Raw genomic sequence first — 21,971 nt, 5'->3', positions numbered from 1 at the left:
ATGGCGGCCGCGGGCACGGCCCTCGGCCGCCGCTGCCGCGCTACGCGTCGCCGAGCGTGGCGACGAGGACGGCCTTGATGGTGTGCAGGCGGTTCTCGGCCTCGTCGAAGACGACCGAGTGCGGGGACTCGAAGACCTCGTCCGTCACCTCGAGCTCGCGCAGGCCGTAGCGCTCGTGGATCTCCCGCCCGACCTCGGTGCCCAGGTCGTGAAAGGCGGGCAGGCAGTGCAGGAACCTCACGTCCGGGTTGCCGGTGGCGCGCAGCACGTCCATCGTCACCGTGTACGGGGCCAGGGCGGCGATGCGCACGTCCCAGACCTCCTTGGGCTCGCCCATCGACACCCACACGTCGGTGACGACGAAGTCGACGCCCGCGACGCCCTCGGCGACGTTCTCGGTCAGGTGCAGCCGGGCGCCGGTCGTCTCGGCGGTCTTGCGGGCGGCGGCGAGCACCTCCTCGGCCGGCCAGAACGCGCGCGGCGCGACGATCCGCACGTCCATGCCGAGCAGCGCCGCCGTGACCAGGTAGGAGTTGCCCATGTTGAACCGCGCGTCGCCGAGGTAGGCGAAGCTCGTCCTGCTCAGGGGGCGATCGCAGTGCTCGGTCATCGTGAGCGCGTCGGCGAGCATCTGGGTGGGGTGCCAGTCGTCGGTGAGGCCGTTGAAGACGGGCACGCCCGCGTGGGCGGCCAGCTCCTCGACGGTGGCCTGGGCGTCGCCCCGGTACTGGATGCCGTCGAACATCCGGCCGAGGACCCGGGCCGTGTCCTTCGCCGACTCCTTCTTGCCGATGTGCGAGCCCGCCGGGTCCATGCAGGTGGTGGCGGCGCCCTGGTCCGCGGCGGCCACCTCGAAGGCGCAGCGGGTCCGCGTGGAGGCCTTCTCGAAGATGAGCGCGATGTTCCTGCCGCGCAGCCGCTGCACCTCGGTGCCCGCCTTCTTGGCGGCCTTGAGTTCGGCGGCGAGGTCGATCAGGCCGCGGAACTCCTCCGGCGTGAAGTCGAGCTCCTTGAGGAAGTGGCGGCCGGGGAGGTGTATCGCCATGGTGCTGCTCCTGAGGGGTCGGCTGCGGCTGCGCGGCCGGGCGGGTGGCCGGTGCGTGGACGGTCTTGCGGCCCGGTACGGCGGTCGGGGACCGGCGCCCGGCGGACGAAGGGACAACGGACTCCGTAACTATATACGCCATACCGCATGGCTATACAGACCCCGCGGGGGTACGGCGTCCCGGCCGCCTGCCGCGCGGCGCCCGCCGGCGCACGCGGCGGCCCGCGCGCTCAGACGCCGTCCCGCTCCACCGGGCAGCTCATGCAGCGCGGCCCGCCCCGGCCGCGCCCCAGCTCGCTGCCGCGGATCTCGATCACCTCGAAACCCTGCCTGCGCAGATGGCTGTTGGTGGTGGAGTTCCGCTCGTAGGCGACCACGACGCCCGGCTCGACCGCCAGCACGTTGCACCCGTCGTCCCACTGCTCGCGCGCCGCCGAGTGCACGTCCTGGGTGGGCGTGAGCACCCGCACCCGGTCCAGGCCGAGCGCGGCGGCGATCGCCCGGTGCATGTGCTCCGGCGGGTGGTCGGTGACCTTCAGCTCCCTGTCCCCGACGCCCGGCTCGATGGTGTACGAACGGAGCATTCCGAGGCCCTCGTACTGGGTGAACGTGTCGTGGTCGACCATCGTCATCACCGTGTCGAGGTGCATGAACGCCCGGCGCTTCGGCAGGTCGAGCGCGACGATCGTGGCGGCGGAACCCGCGGCGAACAGGCCGCGCGCCAGCATCTCCACGGCCTGCGGCGTGGTGCGCTCGCTCATCCCGATCAGCACGGCGCCCCGGCCGAGCACCAGCACGTCGCCGCCCTCGATCGTCGCGGGGTGGCCCTGGCCCTGCGCCCAGTGGTGGAAGGGATTGGCCCCGTCCCCCGCGAACAGGGGATGGTGCCGGTAGATCGCCTCGAAGTGCACGGACTCGCGCCGGCGCGCGGGGCGGCTCATCGCGTTGACGCTGACGCCGTCGTACACCCAGGCCGAGGTGTCCCGGGTGAACAGGTGGTTGGGCAGCGGGCCGAGGAGGAAGTCGTCCTGCTCCATGACGTGAAAGCGCACCGACGTGGGCTCCCCGTGGGCGGCCAGGTACTCCCGCTTGGTGACGCCGCCGACGAGCGCCTCCGCGAGGCCGGCCGCCGGCAGTTCCTCGAAGGCGGCCCTGAGCTGGTCCGTGGCGAGCGGGCCGTACTCCCTCTCGTCGAAGACCCGGTCGAGGACCAGCTCCCTGGCCGCCGGGACCTCCAGCGCCTCCCGCAGCAGGTCGCCGAAGAGATGCACCTCGACGCCCCGCTCCCGCAGCACCGCCGCGAACCCGTCGTGCTCCTCCTGCGCGCGCCGCACCCACAGCACGTCGTCGAAGAGGAGCGCGTCCGCGTTCTGCGGGGTGAGCCGCTTCAGTTCGAGGCCGGGGCGGTGCAGGATCACGCGGCGCAGCCGCCCGGTCTCCGAGTCGACATGGAAGCTCATGCCTCCATCCTGACCGCGCCGCCCGCCCTTCACCCCTCGGACCTCGCCGTGATCCCCCGCACCTTGCGGCGCGCGGCGCCGTGCCGGGGCCCGGCGGCCCGCGCGCTCTCCCGCGCGACGGTCACGCTCCGCCGCCGTGCAGCGCGGCGGCGAGCGCGGCGATCGCGCCGGGCCCGACCCGGCAGCAGCCGCCGGCCAGCCGGGCCCCCGCGTCCCGCCACGCGGCGGCTCGCGACGGGTCGAACGCAGCGGGGCCGCGGTAGCCGCCCGCCCGGGCGTCCCAGCGCTCCCCGCTGTTGGGGTAGACGACGACCGGCTTGCCCGTGGCCGCCGCGAGCGGCACGGCCGCCTCCGCGTCCTGCGGGGTGCAGCAGTTGACGCCGACCGCGACCACCTGGGCGTCCCCCTCCGCCAGGGCGAACGCGTCCGCGAGCGGCTGCCCCGCGCGGGTGCGGCCGCCCGCCGCCGTGTACGAGAGCCACACCGGCACCCCGCTGCCGCGTGCCGCGGCGAGCAGCGCCTCCGCCTCGTCGGTGTCGGGCACCGTCTCCAGCGCGAGGACGTCGGGTGACGCGGCGGCGAGCGCCTCGATCCTCGGCCGGTGGAAGCGGGTCAGCTCGCGCACCGTGAGCCCGTACCGCCCGCGGTACTCGCTGCCGTCCGCGAGCATCGCCCCGTAGGGCCCGGCGGACGCGGCCACCCACACCTCGTCCGCGGTGCCCTCGCCCGCGGCCCGCGCCAGCCGCACGCTGCGGGCGAACAGTGCGGCGGCCTCCGCGCGCGAGGCGCCGCGCCGCGCGAACCCCTCGAACGTGGCCTGGTAGCTCGCCGTGATCAGCACCCGCGCGCCCGCCCGCACATAGGCGGCGTGGGCGGCCGCGACCTGCTCGGGCGCGTCGGCGAGCAGCCGGGCCGACCACAGCTCGCCCGACAGGTCGGCGCCCTGGTCGGCGAGCTGGTTGGACAGCCCGCCGTCCAGCACGACGGGCCCCTCGGCGAGGGCTTCGGCGAGCGGTCTCGCGGGCCGCACGGCGGTCACCTCCTCCCGGCCGGGGCGGGGCCCCGGCCTCCAGGACCTGTCCGGCCCTGGGTCGTGTCCGCGACGTCGCATCTGGCGCGCGACGCCCTCCGGGCGGACGACGCGACGTCGCGGACACGCCCTAGTCGAGCTGCGGCGCGACCTGGGAAGCGACCAGCTCCAGGTGGTCCAGGTCGGTCATGTCCATCGTCTGCAGGTAGAAGCGGGTCGAGCCGACCGCCGCGTACCTGCCGATCTTGTCGACGACCTCGGCGGGCGAGCCCGCGAGGCCGTTCTCCCTGAGCTCGCCCACCTCGCGGCCGAGGACGGCGGCCCGGCGCGCCACCTCCGCGTCGTCGCGGCCCACGCAGATCGGCAGCGCGCTGGAGTACACCAGGTCGGATGCGGGGCGCCCGGCCTCCTCGACCGCCGCGCGCACCCGGCCGAACTGCGCCTCGGTCTCCTCGACCGAGCCGAAGGGCAGGTTGAACTCGTCCGCGAACCGCGCGGCGAGCCGCGGAGTGCGCTTCGGCCCCTTGCCGCCGACGATGACCGGCGGCTTCGCCTGGGCGGGCTTGGGCAGCGCGGGCGAGTCGGTCAGCCGGTAGTGGGCGCCGTCGTAGGAGAACTTCTCGCCGACCTCCGTGGCCCACAGCCCGGTGACCACGTCGAGCTGCTCCTCCAGCCTGCTGAACTTGTCGTCGGGGAACGGGATCCCGTACGCGGCGTGCTCCTCGGCGAACCAGCCGGCACCCAGCCCGAGCTCGACCCGGCCGCCGGACATCCGGTCGACCTGGGCGACCTGGATGGCGAGCACGCCGGGCAGCCGGAACGTCGCCGCGGTCACCAGCGTCCCGAGGCGGATCCGCCGGGTCTCGCGCGCGAGGCCCGCCAGGGTGATCCAGGCGTCGGTGGGCCCCGGCAGCCCGTCCACGCCGCCCATGTGCAGGTAGTGGTCCGAGCGGAAGAAGGCGTCGAACCCCAGGTCCTCGGTGGCCTTGGCGACGCGGAGGATGGTGTCGTAGGTCGCGCCCTGCTGGGGCTCGGTGAAGATGCGAAGATCCATGCCCCCATCCTGCACCTCGCGCCCGCGCCGGCGGCCATTGGCCGGCCGTCAGGGGCCGCCGGCCGGCGGTCCAGGCCCGCAGTGCCGCCGGATCCCCGGCAGCCGCAGGAGCGCCGCCGCCCGGTCGCCGGACTCCGCCGCGGCGTCGATCGCCTCCATGCACTGCCAGTAGACGCACGCGTCGTCCGCGGCCGTGGCGACCACGACGAGCGCCGCACCGGCCTCTTCGAGGAGCGCGCCCAGGGCGGCCAGCGCGGCCGACGCGTCCACCGGGCCGGTCAGCGCGGCTGCTCTGAGGCCGCCTGCGGCCCGCAGCGCGGGATGCTCGACGGGCCCCCTGCCGCGCTCTCCCGCGTCGGCGAGCTCGCCCGCAGCCGTCCTGGCCTCTCCGGTGCACCGCGCGGCGAGCAGGTCGCCGAGCGCCCGCGCGAGCGCCTGTGCCTGCCATGCCTCCGCCACCACCTCGGCCGTGGTGCGGCAGGCCGCCAGCGCTTCCCTGCCCGTCTCCGCGATCCGTACCGCGTCCATGTGCACGTCCCCCCTCGTCCTGCGCGCCGTGCGCCTCGCGCGGCGGGTGACCGCCCGTCGCCGTCGCATCACCCAGAGTGCGGGAAAGCGGCGCCCGGAACCAGGGGGGTCCCGTCTTCTGTGGACAACAGGCCGGAAGAAAGGGCGAGATCGGTCCGGATGGGGACAACTCCCTCACCCCGGAGAGTGACCAGCGCTCAGGAAGATGACGTTCCGCCGGCACTCTCCGCGTGTGGCCCGGCGGCCGGCGGGAAGCGCGTCTCGTTCCGCTCGATCTTCGCCGCGAGCGCGACCAGCGGGTCGATGTCCAGCGCCTCGCAGAGCTGGAGGAGGTACGAGAGCACGTCGGCGACCTCGTCCTCGACGCGGAACGCGGCCTCCGGGTCCGCCATGATCCCGGCGGACTGCTCGGGCGTGAGCCACTGGAAGATCTCCAGCAGCTCAGACGCCTCGACGCTCAGCGCCGCGGCCAGGTTCTTCGGCGTGTGGTACGGCTCCCAGCCGCGCGCCGCGGCGAACGCCGTGAGTCTGCGCCGCAGCTCCGGGACGCCGGGCGCGGGCGCCGCGGTCTCCCTGCCGCCCGGCGCGGGGCGCTCCCCGTCCCGCTTCCCGGCTCCGTCCCTGTCGCCGCCCCCGGCGTCCCGTTCCCCGCTCACGTACCCGGCACCGCCGCCTCGGGCGCGCCCTCGACCTCGGTGCCGGCCGGTGCGAGCAGGAAGACGTTCCGGTCGACGCGGTGCATCCCGCAGCCGAGGCCGAACACGACGCCGCTGCTGAAGTCGAGGATGCGCTTGGCCACGTCCGTGTCGGCGGCGGTCAGGTCGAGCAGCACCGGGATCTGCGCGAGCAGGTGCTCGGCGACTTCACGCGCGTCCCCGAAGACCTGCACCCGCAGCACCACGAAGCGGCGCTGCTCCTCCGTCATCTCCTGCGGGACGGTGCGGTGGTCGACCCGGGACGGCCACATGTCGCGGTTGCGCAGCGGCACGACCTGGGCCAGGCCCTCCCACTGCTCGTCGGTGACGTCGTACTCGTCGTACCTGTTCACCGCGCCACCCCTCCCCTGTGCTGATTCTGCATCGGGCCATCCTCCCCCGGCTCACCCGTTCAGCCCATCAGCGACACGGGGTGGCGCGGTACGCAGATGCGCGGCGCCCGACCTGACGGCCCAGGCGAAGACGGCGAGGGCGACCACCGCGACCGTCACCGAGTCGTACGGGGCGGGCAGCCTGCCCGAGCCGCCGAAGGAGCCGAGCCAGGACAGCAGGGTCAGGACGGCCAGATGGCAGACAAGCCAGACGCCCTGGCGCAGTTCGACGCGGAGCGGGGGCGCGTCCTGCGGGCGGCGCAGCAGCAGGAAGACCGGCAGGCCGACCAGGACGAGCGGCAGCGCGAGCCGCAGGCTGTGCCAGCCCGACCAGTACACGAACTCCCCGGCGACCGCGAAGCTGAGGGGCGCGATCCACCGCATCCCCGGGAACTGCCCGTCCCTGCGCCCGGCTCCGCGCTCCCTGTCGTGCGCGCGGAACGAGGCGACGGCGACCGCCGAGGCCGCGTAGATCAGCAGGTACATGTCGCCCATCACGCTGACGATGCTCTGCCAGCCGCCGAACGGCAGCAGGAAGACGACGATCACCGCGAGGTTCAGCACGAGGGCGCGGCGGGCCGCTCCCGAGCGCGGGTCGATACGCAGGAAGAACCGCGGCAGCAGGCCGTTCTTCGCGAGGGCGTAGGTGTGCCGGGCGTCGATGGCCACCCCGACGTACGCGGAGCCGCCGGGCGAGATCACCGCGTCCGCGTACAACAGCGTGGCCAGCCACTGGAGGTTGAGGAGCAGGGCGAGCTGCCCGAAGGGCGAGTCGAAGCTGACGCCCTGCCAGCCGTGGGCGAGCGTCGAGTCGGGCACGGTGATCAGGAACGCCAGCTGGAGCAGCAGGTACACGACGACGGCGAGGCCGATCCCGGTGAGCACGGCTGCCGGTACGGTACGGCGCGGCCTGCGCGCCTCGCCGGAGAAGTCGAGCGGGGCCTGGAAGCCGTTGACGGAGTAGACGATGCCGCCGCCCGCGAGCGCGGTCAGGCAGGCCGCGTACCCGTAGGGCGCGAAGCCGCCGTGCGTGCCGCCCGCGAGCCGGCCCGCGTGGGTGCCGGAGGCGAACAGCGCGACCACCGTGATCAGCGGGATGAGCACCTTCAGCAGCGAGACGAGGTTGTTCAGGCGGGCGAACAGCCGTACCGCGAACCAGTTCAGCGCGGTCAGCAGCACGCTCAGGCCGCAGGCGAGCGCGAGGCCCGGCCAGGTCAGCGAGGAGCCGCGGTAGATGCCGGGGACGTAGTGGGCCGCGTACTGCATGATCGCGCTGATCTCGGCCGCGGTGCCGCCCACCGAGAGCAGCACCGACCAGCCGACCATGGTGCCGACGAGCCGGCCGCCCGCGTAGAGCGGCCAGCGCACGGTGCCGCCGCCCTCGGGGCGGGTCGCGCCGAGTTCGACCATCACCAGCGCGACGAGCGCGCACAGCGCCCCCGCGGCGATCCAGGACAGCAGGGCGGCGGGGCCCGCGGTCTGCGCGGCGAACATCGCAGCGAACAGCCAGCCGGAGCCGATGATGTTGGAGAAGCCGATCGCGGTCAGGCCCCAGAAGCCGAGATCGCGCTTGAGGCGGTGTTCCTGCGACAGCTCGACCGGTACGTCCGGTGCCGCGGGCGGCGGTGGTGACGGTGGCTTCGGCGGCACGGGCCGGGTCCCCTCGTGCGGTGGTCCGCGCCCGGCCGCGCCGGGTGGGCGGCGCGCGGGCTGCGGAAGGACGGTCGGTTGCGGGTTCTCAACGGGGCGGATCGACGGGGCGGTTGCGGACGGTTCGGTCGGTTGCGGGCGGTGGCGCGGCCGGGTGGCGACCGCGTGGATGGTACGCGAAGGGCCCGGTGGGACCGGGTCCGGGAGGAGAGCGTGCCCAGCCTGACACGGTCGACGCGTACCCCGGCCCGCGGGTCCCCGCGCTCCGGACTCCGGCTGCGGCGGCCGCGCCGCACCCGGGGGCCCGCGCCCGCCGCGGGAGCGCCCACCGTTCGAGGCTCAGGACGCTCCTCCGGGAGGCCCGCCGCCGTACCCCACTTCCGGGGCGGCCGCATCCCGGGGGCCTGTCGTGGGCGGGTGCGGCGGTGGGTCCGGTGGTGGGGGCGGGCGGGGCGTGAGACGTTCCGAGCACCTCCGCAGAACCGCAGCTCCCCTCCCCCGCGCACCCGGGGGTCCCCCACACCCGAGGAGGCCACGGTGACCGCCGACGCGACGTATCCCGCGCGCCCCGAGACGGGGGCGGACGACACAGGCGACGTCCAGGAACCGGCCGCCGCACGGCGTGCCGTGGCCGCCCGCTTCGCGGCGCTGACCTGCGCGGCCGACCCCGCGGGCGGCGTCGGCCCGCCGCTCGCCGAGGTGCCGCTGCCCGGCTCGGGCCGTACCGCCGCGCGGCTGCGCACCCTGTACGAGCTGGGCCGTGCGGACCTGTCCCTGGCCCGGCTCGCCGAGGGCCACCTCGACGCGGTGGCCATCCTCGACGAGGTCGCAGGCGCGCCGGTCGGGCCGGGCGAGCGGTGGGCCGTCTGGGCGGCGCGGCCGCCAGGACCCGCGCCCGGGGCGCGGTGCGTCGACGGGCGGTGGCTCCTCGACGGCGTGCGGCCGTACTGCGCGGGCGCGCACTGCTGCACGCACGCGCTGGTCTCGGCCGACGCGGTGGACGGCAGACGGCTGTTCGCGGTCCGCCTGGCCCAGTCGGGGGTGCGGCCGGTGCCCGGGAGCAGGCGCGCGGTGGGGATGGCGGGCAGCGACGCCTGCGACGTGGCGTTCACCGCGGCCGAGGGGATGCCGGTCGGCGGGGTGGGCGCGTACACGGACCGCCCGGGGTCCGAGCACGCGGCGGCCGGGGTGGCCGCATGCCTGCTCGGCGGGGCGCGTGCGGTGGCGGAGACGCTGTACGCGTCGGCGCGCAGGCGCACCCAGGACGCGTTCGCTGCCGCGCACCTCGGGGCCGTCGACACGCTGCTGTCCTCGGCCGTCGCGGTGCTCGAACGCGCGGCGCGCGACATCGACGCGGACCCGCTGGACACGCGGGGCGCGGCCCGGATGCGGGGCCTGCGCGTGCAGGCGCTCGCCGAGCTGGTCTGCACGGAGGTGCTCGCCCACGTGGGGCGGGGCGCGGGCGGCACGCCGCTGTGCCACGACGCGCGGCACGCGCGGGCCGCCGCCGACCTCGCGGTGCTGATGCGGCTGCACCCGGTGGAACGCGGGCTGGCCGAGCTGGGGCGTCTGTTCGGCGCCCGGGACGACCACGGCAACGACGGCGGAGAGGACGAGCGATGACCGACGCTGCAGAGCACTCGACGACGGGTACGGCGGGCGCGGGAGCGGCGCCCCCCGGCGGGGTGGGCGCGACCGCGCGCTCCCTGGCGGCCGGGCGGGCCGCGGGCGGCCCCGCGGCCACCGGGCTGCGGGAGACAGCGGACGTCGCGGCGGGCGCCGAGGGCACCGCGTGCCGCAGGGCGGCGGCGTACGACGCCGACGCCGAGGGCACGCCGGAGTCCCGGTGGGCGGCCTGGGACGGCCTGGGCGCCCTGCCCAGGGCCCTGGTGCCGCCGGGGCCCGTGCTCGTGGTGGCGGCCCACCCCGACGACGCGGTCCTCGGCTTCGGCGGCACGATGGCGGCGCTCGCCGCTTCCCACACGCCCGTGCACCTGCTGTCGGTGAGCGACGGGGAGCGGTCGGGGCCGCGGCCCGCGCGCCCTGCCGTACGCCGTCCGGACGGCCGCCGGCCGGGTGACCGCCGTTCGGCCGAGCTGCGCAGGACGGAGCTGGCCTCGGCGCTCGGCGAGCTCGGCCACCACGGGCTGCGGCCCGCGCGGCTCGCCGTGCCCGACACGGCCGTCGACCACTACGAGGACCGGGTGCGGGAGACCGTGGCCGGGCTGCTGCGGGAGACCGGTGCCCGGCTGTGCGTGGCGCCGTGGACCGGTGACCTGCACGGCGACCACGAGGCCGCGGGCCGCGCGGCGTTCGCGGCGTGCACGGAGGCCAGGGTCCCGGTGTGGTGCTATCCGCTGTGGCTGTGGCACTGGTCGTTCCCCGGCGACCCGCGGGTGCCGTGGGGCAGCGCGGCGCGGCTGCCGCTCGACGACGACAGCGCGGCGGCCAAGCGGCGTGCCGTACGGCGGTTCGCCAGCCAGACCGAGCCCGCCGCGGACGGCGATCAGGACACGGCGATCCTGCCGCCCGCCGAACTCGCCCACCACCTGCGGGGCTTCGAGGTGGTCTTCCGATGAGGGCGGTCCTGTGAGCGGGCGGCCCGCGGCCTGCGCGGTGATCGTGCCCGCGCACCAGGAGGGCGCCTCGCTGCCCGCGACGCTGCACTCGCTGCGGGCCGCGGCCCGCCATCCGGAGGCCGCGGGCGTACCGGTGCTGCTCGTGGTGGTCGCCGACGCCTGCACGGACGGCACCGCCGCGGTCGCGCAGGACGCGGGCGCGCTCGTCGTACGGGAGTCGTTCCGCAATGTCGGCAGGGCGCGGGCGAGCGGCGCGCGGGTCGCGCTGCGCCGGCTCGCCGCGTACGGCGACACGCTGTGGCTCGCCACCACGGACGCGGACACGGTGGTGCCGCCGCGCTGGCTCGCGCACCAGCTGCGCCACGCGCGCCAGGGCTGGGAGTGCGTGGTGGGCACCGTGCGGCTCGCGCCGCACCCGCCGCTGAGCGCGGTGACGGCGGCGCGCCACGACGCGCACTACTTCGCGCAGCGGCCGCCCGGCCGCGGGGCCTGGCGCCATCCCCATGTGCACGGCGCCAACCTCGGTGTGGCGGCCTGGGCCTACACCGCGGCGGGCGGCTTCCCGCCGCTCGCGCACAGCGAGGACCACGCGCTGGTCGCGGCCCTCGACCGGGCGGGCCGCCGCGTCCTGCGCACGGACGACTGCCCGGTGCTGACCTCGGGCCGCGCCGACTCCCGCGCCCCGCGCGGCTTCGGCTCGTTCCTCAGCGCGCTCGGCGGCGCCTGAACCGGCGCGCGCGGCGGCGTGTGTGCCCCGCGTGCCCGTGCCGCCCCGACCGGCGCCACGGACACGCGGGGGTCCTTTGCGGGCCCGGCTCAGCCCGCCGTGGCCGTGCCGGCGAGCGGGGCCGCGCCGGCCCCGCCGGGCGCGGCGTCCGCCGGGATGGCGATGGCGGTCTCCTCGTCGGGCGAGACGAACACCGGGTCGCCGTGGGAGAGTCCGACCTTCTCCTTGTAGATGCGCGAGCGCAGCAGGGTGTCGCCGACCCGCACGTGGTAGTCCCAGCAGTCGCCGTGGTAGATGCTGAACTCCACGGTGCCCTTCCAGCCCTTGCCCGTGGCGTCCTTGCGGGAGAGCGACAGGCTCTCCGGCCGGATGAAGACGTTGACCTGGCTGCCCTCCGCCAGGTCGCCGGCCGCGACGCAGCGCAGCGAGCCGTGCGGGAGGGTGATGTCGACTAGGTCGTCGTCGCAGGCGGTGACGGTGCCGGGGATGCTGTTGGAGATGCCCATGAAGCGCGCGGTGAACTCGCTGCGCGGGCGGGCGTAGATCTGCTGGGCGGGGCCCCGCTCCACGATCCGGCCGAACTCCATCAGGATGACCTCGTCGGAGACGGCCAGCGCCTCGTCCTGGTCGTGGGTGACGAACACCGTGGTGATGCCGAGGCGCTGCTGCACTGCGCGGATCTCGTCGCGCACCCGGTCGCGCAGCCCCTTGTCGAGGTTGGAGAGCGGCTCGTCGAGGAGCAGCACCTCCGGCTCGCGGGTCAGGGCGCGGGCGAGGGAGATCCGCTGCTGCTGGCCGCCGGAGAGCGCGGGCGCGGGGCGGTCGGCGAGGTCGGCGAGGCCGACTAGGTCGAGCGCCTCCATGGCCTTGCGGCGCGCCTCCGGCACGGGCAGCTTCTTCTGGCCCGAGCGCAGCGGGAACATCACGTTCTGCACGGCCGTCATGTGCGGCCACACCGCGTACGACTGGAACACCACGCCGATGGGGCGCTGGTGCACGCTCACGTACACGTTGTCCTGTGACGAGTAGACGGCCTTGCCGCCGATGCGGATCTCGCCCGCGTCGGGCCGTTCGAGCCCGGCGATGAGCCGCAGGGTGGTGGTCTTTCCGCAGCCGCTGGGGCCGAGCAGGGTGACGAGCTCTCCCTCGGGCACCGTCAGGTCGATGCCGTCGACGGCGTTGCGGGTGACGGCTTTGCCGTCGAAACGCTTGATCAGTCCGCGTATTTCGATCACGAGACTCTCCTTCGAGCCCTTCGAGCGCTCAGTGGCGGTTCCGGTTCAGCCCGGTCTTCCGGGTGACCAGGCTGACAAGGCCGACGATGACGGCCAGGAAGACGACGATGAAGACGCCGAGCGCGGCCACGATCGGGTAGCTGCCGTTCGCCCACTCGGTGTAGATGGTCACCGAGACCACCTGGGTGTTCTCCGTGTACAGGAAGATCGCGGCGGAGATCTCCCGGAACGCGACGATGACGGTGTAGAGGAACGCGGCCAGCAGCGAGGGCGCGAGCAGCGGTACGTAGATGCGGCGGAAGGTCCTCAGCCAGGACGCGCCGCTCACCGCGGCGGCCTCCTCCAGTTCGTCCTTGATCTGGGCGATGCCCGGCACGATGTAGCGCATGCCGTAGGGCAGGCCGATGGTGACGAACGCGATGACGAGGATGGCGAGGGTGCCGTACAGGTGGAACGGCAGGGGCGCCGTCAGGTACCAGTACAGGATGCCGACGCCCATCACGACGCTGGGCACCGCGATGGGCACGGTCGCGAGGCCGTCGAGGATGCCGCGGCCGCGCGCCTTGGTCTTGACGGTGATGTAGGCGACGAGGGAGCTGAGCACGGTGACGATGGCGCCGGCGAGCACCGCCGTGATCAGGCTGTTGGTGACGGACTTGGTGAGCGCGGGGGTGTGCAGGACCGCGCTGTAGTTGGACAGGGTGAGCCGGTGCAGCGCGGCGATCGACGGGGGTTCGTAGCCGGGCAGCAGCGACGACCACACGAGCATCAGCAGCGGCAGCGCGACGGCGACGACGAAGAACACCACGAAAGCGGCGAGTCCGAGCCACTTCCACTTGCCGAGGTCGATGGAGGTGGGCCTGAAGCCCTTGCCCGTGATGGTCTGCGCCTCGGCGCCCGAGCCGCCGAGCTTGCGGGAGAAGTACAGGCCGACGCTGGCGACGGCGAGGATGAAGATGCCGATGACGCCGACCGTGCCGTAGTCGGTGGGGAACTGCTGGAGCGCGTTGTAGATGCGGCTCACGAAGACGAACTTGTGCCCGGGGACGCCGATGAGCTGCGGCACCTCGAAGGTGGAGATGGTCTGGACGAACATCAGCAGCGCCGCCGACATCACGGCGGGCCTGATCAGCCGGGCGGTGATGGTGCGGAAGACCCGCCACGGCGGTGCGCCGGAGCTGAGGGCGGCCTCTTCGAGCGAGGAGTCCATGTTGCCGAAGGCGGCGGTGCCCATGAGGAAGGCGACCGGGGTGACGTGCATGGACTGGACGAGGACCATGCCGGCGAGGGAGTAGATGTTGAAGGCCGGCAGGTGCAGGTCGCGCAGGAGCACGTTGAGCGCGCCGGTGTGCGGCGCGAACAGCAGGGCCCAGGCGACGGTGTTGAGGATGCCCGGGATGATCAGCGGCACCAGGGCGGCGATCTGGGCGAAGAACTTGGCCGGCGTGTTGGTGCGGGACACCAGGTAGGCGAGGCCGAAGCCGATGACCGTGCAGACGACTGCGGTGGCGGCGGCGTAGGCGAAGGAGTTGCCCACCAGCGACCAGAAGTCGGAGGTGCCGAGGGTCTCGCTGTAGTGGCGCAGCGTCCAGGTGACCTTGTCGGCCGAGAGGAAGGAGCCCTGGAGGCTGGCGATCACCATCGTGCCCGCGGGGACGACGGCCAGGTAGGCGACGACGAGGGCGACGACGGCGAGCAGGATGTTGCGCGGGTTGCGGAACCACGCCAGGAATCGGGACGTGGTGCGGCCCGCGGGCTGCGGCGCTTCGCGGGTCGGAGGTGGCGCGGGGCGCGACCGGTCGATGAGGCTCATTGCTTGGCCGTCCTCGGAGTGGGAAGGGCGAGGCCCGGAAGTGGTGGGGTCACGCCGGGTTGAGGGTCGGGGCAGACGGTTGCGGTCGTGCCACGGGAGCAAGGAGAAGAAAACAGGTGAAGCGGGAGAGGGGGCGGAAGGGGAGGCGAAGGGGGACCGGTAAAAGGGTGTACGGGAGGCCCCGGACCGCCCGGTGGGAGCGGGCTCGGGGTCGCGGTGGTGCGGATGTGCCGCCTGGTGGGCGGTTGTCCCGGGTGCCGCCGGATGCGGCGGCGGGTCGTGCGGTGCGGTGTGCGTCCGGGGTCAGATGGCGTGCAGGGCCTTCTCGTACTCCTGCAGCAGGATGTCGTACTTGTCGGGCTCGATCACCGGTGTGGACCAGGCCGGCTTCCACTTCTTCTCGTTCCACACGGCGGGGTCGTCGTGTTCGAGGTCGCTCAGCGAGACGTGGTTGGTGATCGAGACGACCTGCTTCTGGCCCTCCTTCGACATGATCCAGTCGATGAACAGCTTGGCGGCGGCCGGGTGCGGCGCGTTCTTCGCCAGTTCTTCGAGGACGGCGGCCGAGGGAAGCGGGTTCGGGTTGGAGAAGGCCAGCCGGGTCGGGGTCTTCTTCTGGAGGGCCGCCGCCTTGTAGCCGTAGGCGTTGGCGACGGCCGCGGGCTCGCCGCCCTGGACCTCGGTGATCGACTGGGTGTGGCTCTCCACGAGGCGGGGCTCGTTGTCCCCGAGCCGCTTGACCAGGTCGAGCGCCTTGTCGTGGCCGTAGGCGGAGATGAGGCCCTCGTACCAGTTGATGGCCTTGGGGTCGATGGAGAACTTGCCCTTCCACGCGGGCTTGGTGAGGTCTTCGAGCTCGGCGGGGACCGGCAGGTGCTGGGACTTGACCGCCTGCGGGTTGTAGGCGATGGCGCTGGTGTTGATGTAGACGACGTTGCGGTAGCCGTCGGGGAGGTTCTGCAGCTGCTTGGGCAGCGGCGGGATCTCCGGCACCCGGTAGGGCGCGAGCGTGCCGACCTTGATGAGCTGGTAGACGGGCTCGGAGTCGGCGGAGATGACGTCCGCGTTGAACTTGCCGCCGCGCTGCTCGGTGACGAGGCGGGAGGGCAGCTTGTCCGCGCTGAGGCGCAGCGCCTCGACCTTCACCCCGGGGTAGGTCTTCTGGAAGGCGGTGATCATGTCGTCGACGTCGTCGTCGGCGAACGTCGTGTACCAGAGCAGCTTGCCTTCCTTCTTCGCCTGGGCGAGGAGCTGGTCCGGCTGCTGTGCGGGAGCGACCTTCGTGATCGCGGCGCCGCCGGCGCCTCCCCCGCAGGCGGTCAGCGCGCCCGCGATGAGCAGGGCGCCCGATGTCCGCAGAGGGGAACGGAGTGTTTTCATCACGGCTCGTGGTGCGTGCGGTGCGATGCGTCCGCGCATTCCGCCACCTCCAGTCGAGGGCCCCGTGGAACCCGACCGGTGGGTGTCTTTCGTGGGGCCTCGCCGAAAAACAAATGCCATTCTGGGCTGAGGGTATGACCATTGCAATAGTCGTGCAGGGTTTTCTTGCGAGATGCGCAATCGTGTCCGTACCGCCGCGAGAAGGGGTATCACACCCGGAACGTTCGCTTCAGCGGGCAGGCGGCATGCGGGAGTTGAGCCATGGGACACTGGAGACAGGGACCGGCGCCTACCACCGGCGGAAGTGACCGGAAAACGCGGCCGGGACGGCGACCGAAACCGCTTCAGGAGTTACGGTGAGCGGCCCGGGACACAGGGATCATTGGTCATACCCTAATCCGGTAGACTAGGACGGTCAATACATGACGAAAGGACTCTCCATGCCGGCGCGCCGAGCGAGTGCCAAGGACGACGGCCGCCAGGCCGGGCTGCTCACCCCCGTGAACGACCGCCGCATCTCCGCGTTGATCGTGGACCAGGTGCGGACCCTCATCCACGAGGGCAAGCTCAGCTCGGGCGACCGGCTGCCCCCCGAGCGCGAGATGTGCGAGCGCTTCGGGGTGAGCCGGGTGACCGTGCGGGAGGCCCTGCGCGTGCTGGAGGCCAGCGGCCTGGTGGAGATCAGGGTGGGGGCGCACGGCGGCGCCTTCGTCACCAAGCCGACCAGCGACCGGGTGGGCGCGAGCATCGTCGACCTGCTGACCCTCTCCTCGGTCACGGCCACCGAGGTCACCGCGGTCCGCATGGTGCTGGAGGTCGGCATCATCCCGCTGCTGTGCGAGAGCGTGGACCAGGAGGACATCGCCGAGCTGAGCGCCATCTGCGACCGGCAGGAGCAGGCCCTGGACAGCGGCGAGTACCACGTCTCCCTGTCGGCCGAGTTTCACACCCGGCTGGCGGCGGCGACGCACAACACGGCGTTCGAGATGCTGATCCAGTCCTTCCACGGCCCGCTGCTGATGTCGCTCGCCAAGGCCAAGAGCACGGCGCCCGAGATGGGCCGCCGCGGTCTCGACGAGCACCGCGCCATCGTCGAGGCCGTGCGGACGGGCGACGTGGCGACCGGTGAGCGGATCATGCGCGAGCACCTGTCGCGCACCGCCGACCGCCTCTGCCTCGACGAGGTCCCCGCCCAGCTCGACGAGGTCCCCGCCCAGAACGCGTGACGGAGCCGCGGGCCGGACGTCCCGGCCCCGCGGCCCCGCCTCGCGCGCTGGTGCCTCAGTAGCCCTGCGGCCGCAGGACCATGCAGCAGCCGAAGGAGATCAGCACCGAGAGGAACAGCACTCCGAAGCCCGCCGTGTACGAACCGGTGGCGGCCAGCAGGGTGCCCATCAGGGCGGGCAGCACGGCGCCGACCAGGTTGGTCAGCGAGGAGAACAGGCTGCTCGAGTACTCCGTCTGCTGGGTCGGCATCAGGCTGTGCAGCAGTGTCCAGTTGGTCACCACGCACCACGCGTTGCCCGCGAGGCCCAGGAAGATGAAGAAGCTGTCGAGGCCCGCGTTGCTGAACAGCGCGGTGCCCGCGATGCCGATGCCTTCCACGGCGAAGCCCCAGGCGGCCCAGCCGGCGCGTTTGACCTTGCGGTCGGAGGCCCGGCCCACCAGCACCATCACCACGATGGACAGCACGTTGGCGACGGTCAGCACGATGCCGATGTTGCCGAGCGTCACGTGCCTGGCCTGCTGGAGGTAGAGCGGCACCCAGGTGACCAGGCCGTAGAAGGGCGCGTTGGTCCCCACGTACATCAGCATGGTCAGCCAGTAGCGGTAGTTGCGGAACGGCGACTCGGGGCCGAGCTTGGGCACCGAGGTCGTGTTCTCGAACCGGTCCGCCTCGATGTGCTCGACCTCTTCCGCGCTGACGCTCTCCGCGTCCTCGGGGCGGTCCTGGAGGAGGACGAGCACGATCAGGAAGGCGAACACCGCGGCGACGACGGCCTGGGTGAGGAAGGTGAAGCGCCAGCCGGTGCCGCTGATCATGACGGTGGTCAGCGAGCTGCCGATCGCGGAGCCCACGAAGATGCCGGAGAGCCACGACGCGTTGGCCCGCGCCCGCTCCTGCATCGGGAACCACCGCGCGGTCAGCGTGTGCGCGACCGGGTAGAAGCACGCCTCGCCGATGGCGAGCAGGATGCGCGTCCCGTAGAGCTCGCCCAGGGTGTTGACGAACGGCGGGAGCGCCAGGGCGAGCACCCAGATCGCCGTGCCGATGAGCATCGACTTCCGCGGGCCGAGCCGCTTGAGTACGAATCCCCAGCCGAACAGCGCGATGCCGTAGGCGTAGAGGAAGAGGCTGGTCAGCCAGCCCACCGAGCCCGGGTGCTTGTCCAGGCCGAACTGGTGGCTGAAGGCGTGGTCGGTGACGATGACGCCGATGGAGGACTTGCTCAGCTGGGCCACCGAGAAGGCGATCAGCAGGGGCAGGCTGACGTGGAGCCATCTTTGGAGGTGACGGCCGCGCAGTGCGGTCGTGCGGCGGGGTGGGGAGTCGGCCCTCAGTTCAGTCTCGGGTGTCACGTGCTTGCGTCCTTGCATGTACGTACGAGTGAGCACGCGGCCCTGCGGTACCGGGCTCGCGTGCTCGGAGGGTGCGCGGTGGTGCGCTGCGGTGTGCTCGTGTGGTGTGTGTGCCGTGGTCGTTCGGTGCGGTGTGTCTGTGCGGTGTGTCTGTGCGGTGTGTCTGTGCGGTGTGTCTGTGCGGTGTGTCTGTGCGGTGTGCCGCGGCGGCCGGGGAACGCGGACCACGTACGGCGCCCCGGCGGGTGTGCGCGGCCCGTGCGTCGCGCAGCGTTCGGTTGCGCGACGCCGGGCCGGGTGGAGCTCAGCCCTGCGGGCGTCGGCCCGCGAACAGGCAGGTGTAGAAAGCCTTCCAGGCGACGTCCACTTCGGTCAGGCCCGCGGCGCGGTACCCGTCGATGTGGTCCTCCACACTGGTCAGCGGATAGTTGTGGTGGTGCTTGGGCGCGGGATTGCGCGGCGCCCAGTACTTCTTGCGCACCGACCGGTAGCGGCGGTCCCAGACGTCCTCGGGACCGATGTGGTCCAGGTTGACGAGCCAGCCGTCCGGGGCGAGCAGCCCCGCGGCCTCCTGGTAGAAGGCGTGCAGCTGGGCCCGGTCGAGGTGGTGGCTGGCGCGCGAGCTGAGCACGACGTCCGCCCCCTCGGGGAGCCCCGCGGCCCGCAGGGCCTGCATGTCGCCGACCTGGAAGGTGACCCGGTCGCCGAAGTCCGCGAGGTCCTTGCGCGCCTGCTGGAGCATGGTCTCCGAGACGTCCATCCAGACGCCCCTGGCCTTCGGGAAGGCCGTGAGCAGGACGGAGAGGAACTTCCCCGCGCCGCTCGCGATGTCCACGACCAGCTCGGGCTCCGGCTTCTCCTCGGCGATCAGCTGCGCGGCGATCGTGCGGGGCAGGGACAGCAGGTCCCGTGCTCCGTCCGGGTCGCCGCCCAGCCACGCCGTGGCGAAGGCCGGGTCCGACCAGACCTGGGCCGCAGTGGGCCCCTGTTGTGCCATCTCGTCTCCTCGTCGGCTCTGCGCGGGGCGCCGGGGCCCCGCGCCATCCGGGCTACGGATGAGGTCGGGTGGACCGGTGCCCGCTTCAGGAACGGGCGCCTCCGGGGCCGTCGTACTCCGGGGCGTTCTCCAGGAACACGGTGTTCTGGTAGCCGAGCTGCTTGAACTGGCGGTTCTGCGCGGAGATCAGCTTCACCGGCGTCCCGTCGGCGGCGAAGTGCTGCGCGACCGTGTTGTGCGGCACGTACACCGTGTCGCCGGCCTTGAAGTCGTGCCGGGTGGGCTCGTTGGCGATGCGGGCGTAGTACTTCTCCGCGATCTCGGCCTCGACCTCCCAGTGGAGGCTGTAGCCGGAGCCCTCGCGCACGTAGAGGACCTCGTCGGCCATCGTCCAGCGCTTGCCGGAGCGGCTGCCGCCGGGGATCTCCAGGACGTACGAGTCGACGCTGAAGGTGCGGACGTCGTCGCCGGGCTGCGACATGACGCGGACCTTGCCGAGCGGCGTGGACTCCCAGGGGGTGTCGGCCGACTTGACGACCTTGCGCATCTTCTCGACGTTCGGCGTCCACAGCTGCGACCAGTCGACGCGCTCGCCGAACTTGTCGGGGTTGTCGATCGGGCCGCTGCGGCCCTGCTGGATCAGGCCGAGGTACATCCAGAGCGACTTGGCCTTGAAGATGATGCACTTCGCGGTCTCGTCGTACGGGTTGAAGTGCCGGTGCACCGAGTCCGTGTGGACGATGACGAGGTCGTCCTTCTCCCACTCGTAGCGCTGGTCGTCGTGGATCTCGTAGCCCGCGCCCTCCAGGATGTAGAAGGCGGCCTCGTTCTGGTGGCCGTGGCCGTGGTTCGAGGACCGCGGGGGCAGCTCCACGAAGTGGACCTGGAGGCTCTGGGTGAGGAACGGGTCGTCGCCGGGGCCGATGCGCCACCAGGTGCGGGACTTCTCCGAGTCACCGGAGTGCGCGACCTTCGCGTCGTCTACGACGACCGAGTCGTCGCGGACCCGCGGGGCGTCCAGCTGGCTGCGGCGGAACTCCTTGAGGCCGTAGGTCTCCGACGTGATCCCCCGGAGGAAGACCCGCCCCTTCTTCTCGCTCATACACTTCTCCTCGTGATGTCGGACCGGGGCGCACCGGCGTCCACCGGTCCGTGCGGCGGTCTTGTCCCCGGCACCTGCCGGGGAGGGACGGACTTGTACGCGCAGGCCACATCGACCGGGCACTGCTGGGGAGTTGGAAGTCCGTCTGGCCGGAGACCGCTGGCTCGGCCGGGATTGATTCGGGCATTCAGCCTGACTTCATTGGCCTAACCTTTATATCAACGGGCCGGAGAGGGAGTCAACGATTCAGGGACGTAACCGCGTACTCACAGGTACGACATCAGCCTCCTTCCCTGCGATGGTTCAATGGTATTACATTAAGAGCATCGAGCACCGACTGAGAGGGGTTTCCGATGCCACGCAAGGACGGCGACGGCCGCACGACGAGCGGCGGCACGCTGATCGTCGGCGCCAGCCAGGCCGGGCTCCAACTGGCCGTCTCGCTGCGGCAGCTGGGTGACACCCAAGCGATCACCCTCGTCGGCGAGGAGCCCCACGCGCCCTACCAGCGGCCCCCGCTGTCCAAGGAGTTCCTGGCCGGCACGGCCGAGCTGGAGTCGCTGGCCTTCCGGGCCCCCTCCTTCTACCCGGAGAACGGCATCGACCTGGTCTGCGGCGAGCGCATCACCGCCCTGCGGCCCGGCCTCGCCACCACCGCGTCCGGCCGCGAGCTGCCCTACGACCGGCTGGCGCTGACCACGGGCGCGGGGCCGCGCAGGCTGCCCGTGCCGGGCGCCGGCCTCGAAGGGGTCTGCTACCTGCGCGACCACGCGGACGCGGCGGGCCTGCGCGGCCGGCTGGCCTCCGCCACCCGCGTGGTGGTGGTCGGCGGCGGCTTCATCGGCTTGGAGGCGGCCTCCGTGGCGCGCGCCGCGGGGCTCTCCGTGACCGTCGTGGAGGCGGCGGGCCGGCTGCTCGGCCGCGCCGTGGCGCCGGTGGTCTCCGACTTCTACGCGCGGGCGCACCGGCGCAGGGGCGTCGACGTGCTGCTCTCGACCGGGGTGACGGCGATCGAGCCCGACGCCTCGGGGCGCAGGGCCGCAGGGGTGGTCCTCGCCGACGGCACGCTCCTCGCCGCCGACCTGGTCCTCGTGGGCATCGGCGCGGTCCCGCGCACCGAACTCGCCGAGCAGCTGGGCCTCGTGTGCGACGGCGGCATCGTGGTCGACGCGGCCGCCCGCACCAGCGACCCCGCGGTGGTCTCGGCCGGCGACTGCACGGTCCAGCCGCACCCGCTGACCGGCGAGGGCCGCCTGCGGATCGAGTCCGTGCAGAACGCGGTGGCCCAGGCGCAGACCGCTGCCGCCACCCTGCTGGGGCGCCCGGCCCCGGCGAAGGCGGTGCCGTGGTTCTGGTCCTACCAGGGCGACCTGCGGCTGCAGATCGCCGGCCTGTCCACCGGGCACGACACGTCCGTGGTGCGCGGCGCCGTGGACGACGAGCACTTCTCGGTCCTGTACTACCGCGAGGGCCGGCTGATCGCGGTGGACGCGGTGAACCGCCCCGCCGACTACATGGCGGTGCGCAAGGCGCTCACCCAGGGCGCCACGATCCCGGCCGAGGCGGCCGCGGACGCCGACGCGCCGCTGAAGACCCTGATCACCGAGGTGGCGAGCGCGGCGCCCGCCGCGTGACACGGCGGAGAAAGCACGGGAAGGGGGCCGGCCGCCCGGGCGGGCGGGCCCCCGCCCCGGCCCCCCCGCG

At 73.0% G+C, this 21,971-nt stretch carries 19 protein-coding genes; 5 read left to right on the top strand and 14 right to left on the bottom strand.

Annotated features, from left to right (window positions below):
* Positions 1–40: 40 nt before the first annotated feature.
* From argF to AB0910_RS20515, 8 genes are all read right to left on the bottom strand, one after another.
* Positions 41–1,045, bottom strand: coding sequence for an ornithine carbamoyltransferase (gene argF / locus AB0910_RS20550; RefSeq protein ID WP_366746030.1), 1,005 nt, complete (start codon positions 1,043–1,045; stop codon positions 41–43).
* Positions 1,046–1,275: 230 nt separating this feature from the next.
* Positions 1,276–2,505 (bottom strand): arginine deiminase, encoded by a 1,230-nt coding sequence (locus AB0910_RS20545; protein ID WP_366746029.1) that lies wholly within the window; start codon positions 2,503–2,505, stop codon positions 1,276–1,278.
* Between the two features lie 121 nt (positions 2,506–2,626).
* Positions 2,627–3,535: a homocysteine S-methyltransferase gene (gene mmuM, locus AB0910_RS20540; RefSeq protein WP_366746028.1), complete on the bottom strand. Its 909-nt coding sequence runs from the start codon at positions 3,533–3,535 to the stop codon at positions 2,627–2,629.
* A 130-nt stretch (positions 3,536–3,665) separates the two neighbouring features.
* Positions 3,666–4,589: an LLM class F420-dependent oxidoreductase gene (locus AB0910_RS20535; RefSeq protein ID WP_366746027.1), complete on the bottom strand. Its 924-nt coding sequence runs from the start codon at positions 4,587–4,589 to the stop codon at positions 3,666–3,668.
* Positions 4,590–4,637: 48 nt separating this feature from the next.
* Complete coding sequence (locus tag AB0910_RS20530) at positions 4,638–5,117, bottom strand: DUF6099 family protein (protein ID WP_366746026.1); 480 nt, start codon at positions 5,115–5,117, stop codon at positions 4,638–4,640.
* A gap of 197 nt (positions 5,118–5,314) precedes the next feature.
* Positions 5,315–5,656, bottom strand: a complete 342-nt coding sequence (locus AB0910_RS20525; RefSeq protein ID WP_366746112.1) for a nucleotide pyrophosphohydrolase — start codon at positions 5,654–5,656, stop codon at positions 5,315–5,317.
* Between the two features lie 113 nt (positions 5,657–5,769).
* A complete protein-coding gene (locus tag AB0910_RS20520) occupies positions 5,770–6,165 on the bottom strand; it encodes a cell division protein SepF (protein ID WP_366746025.1) in 396 nt (131 codons plus the stop codon).
* Positions 6,166–6,216: 51 nt separating this feature from the next.
* Positions 6,217–7,797 (bottom strand): APC family permease, encoded by a 1,581-nt coding sequence (locus tag AB0910_RS20515; RefSeq protein WP_366746111.1) that lies wholly within the window; start codon positions 7,795–7,797, stop codon positions 6,217–6,219.
* 594 nt (positions 7,798–8,391) lie between these two features.
* Between AB0910_RS20515 and AB0910_RS20510 the strand changes: the two genes are divergently transcribed.
* Genes AB0910_RS20510 through AB0910_RS20500 form a run of 3 tightly spaced genes read left to right on the top strand, consistent with a single transcriptional unit; the run spans position 8,392 to position 11,160 of the window.
* Entirely contained in the window at positions 8,392–9,477 is a 1,086-nt protein-coding gene (locus AB0910_RS20510; RefSeq protein ID WP_366746024.1) for an acyl-CoA dehydrogenase, read from the top strand.
* Positions 9,474–10,433: a PIG-L family deacetylase gene (locus tag AB0910_RS20505; protein ID WP_366746023.1), complete on the top strand. Its 960-nt coding sequence runs from the start codon at positions 9,474–9,476 to the stop codon at positions 10,431–10,433. The genes AB0910_RS20510 and AB0910_RS20505 overlap by 4 nt, the downstream gene beginning before the upstream one ends.
* Positions 10,434–10,443: 10 nt before the next feature.
* Complete coding sequence (locus tag AB0910_RS20500) at positions 10,444–11,160, top strand: glycosyltransferase (RefSeq protein WP_366746022.1); 717 nt, start codon at positions 10,444–10,446, stop codon at positions 11,158–11,160.
* A gap of 89 nt (positions 11,161–11,249) precedes the next feature.
* Here AB0910_RS20500 and AB0910_RS20495 read toward each other — a convergent pair whose 3' ends face one another.
* The 3 genes from AB0910_RS20495 to AB0910_RS20485 form a co-directional block, all read right to left on the bottom strand.
* A complete protein-coding gene (locus AB0910_RS20495) occupies positions 11,250–12,395 on the bottom strand; it encodes an ABC transporter ATP-binding protein (protein WP_366746021.1) in 1,146 nt (381 codons plus the stop codon).
* 28 nt (positions 12,396–12,423) lie between these two features.
* Positions 12,424–14,208 (bottom strand): iron ABC transporter permease, encoded by a 1,785-nt coding sequence (locus AB0910_RS20490; protein ID WP_366746020.1) that lies wholly within the window; start codon positions 14,206–14,208, stop codon positions 12,424–12,426.
* 303 nt (positions 14,209–14,511) lie between these two features.
* Complete coding sequence (locus AB0910_RS20485) at positions 14,512–15,588, bottom strand: extracellular solute-binding protein (RefSeq protein ID WP_366746019.1); 1,077 nt, start codon at positions 15,586–15,588, stop codon at positions 14,512–14,514.
* A 422-nt stretch (positions 15,589–16,010) separates the two neighbouring features.
* Here AB0910_RS20485 and AB0910_RS20480 point away from each other — a divergent pair, with 422 nt between their 5' ends.
* Complete coding sequence (locus AB0910_RS20480; RefSeq protein WP_366746018.1) at positions 16,011–16,814, top strand: FadR/GntR family transcriptional regulator; 804 nt, start codon at positions 16,011–16,013, stop codon at positions 16,812–16,814.
* A 55-nt stretch (positions 16,815–16,869) separates the two neighbouring features.
* On the opposite strand, the gene AB0910_RS20475 is transcribed toward AB0910_RS20480, so the two are convergent.
* From AB0910_RS20475 to AB0910_RS20465, 3 genes are all read right to left on the bottom strand, one after another.
* Complete coding sequence (locus AB0910_RS20475; protein ID WP_366746017.1) at positions 16,870–18,168, bottom strand: MFS transporter; 1,299 nt, start codon at positions 18,166–18,168, stop codon at positions 16,870–16,872.
* 304 nt (positions 18,169–18,472) lie between these two features.
* A complete protein-coding gene (locus AB0910_RS20470; protein WP_366746016.1) occupies positions 18,473–19,165 on the bottom strand; it encodes a class I SAM-dependent methyltransferase in 693 nt (230 codons plus the stop codon).
* An 85-nt stretch (positions 19,166–19,250) separates the two neighbouring features.
* A complete protein-coding gene (locus tag AB0910_RS20465; protein ID WP_366746015.1) occupies positions 19,251–20,267 on the bottom strand; it encodes a cupin domain-containing protein in 1,017 nt (338 codons plus the stop codon).
* 353 nt (positions 20,268–20,620) lie between these two features.
* Between AB0910_RS20465 and AB0910_RS20460 the strand changes: the two genes are divergently transcribed.
* The gene (locus AB0910_RS20460) at positions 20,621–21,901 is read left to right on the top strand and encodes an FAD-dependent oxidoreductase (RefSeq protein WP_366746014.1); all 1,281 of its coding nucleotides are present in this window, start codon (positions 20,621–20,623) and stop codon (positions 21,899–21,901) included.
* Positions 21,902–21,971 lie beyond the last annotated feature (70 nt).

The sequence above is a fragment of the Streptomyces sp. NPDC047002 genome (genome assembly GCF_040704505.1).
In the GTDB taxonomy this organism is placed as follows: Bacteria; Actinomycetota; Actinomycetes; order Streptomycetales; family Streptomycetaceae; genus Streptomyces.
The sequence above is the reverse complement of the archived record's forward strand: the minus strand, read 5'-3'. Positions and strand labels throughout refer to the sequence as shown.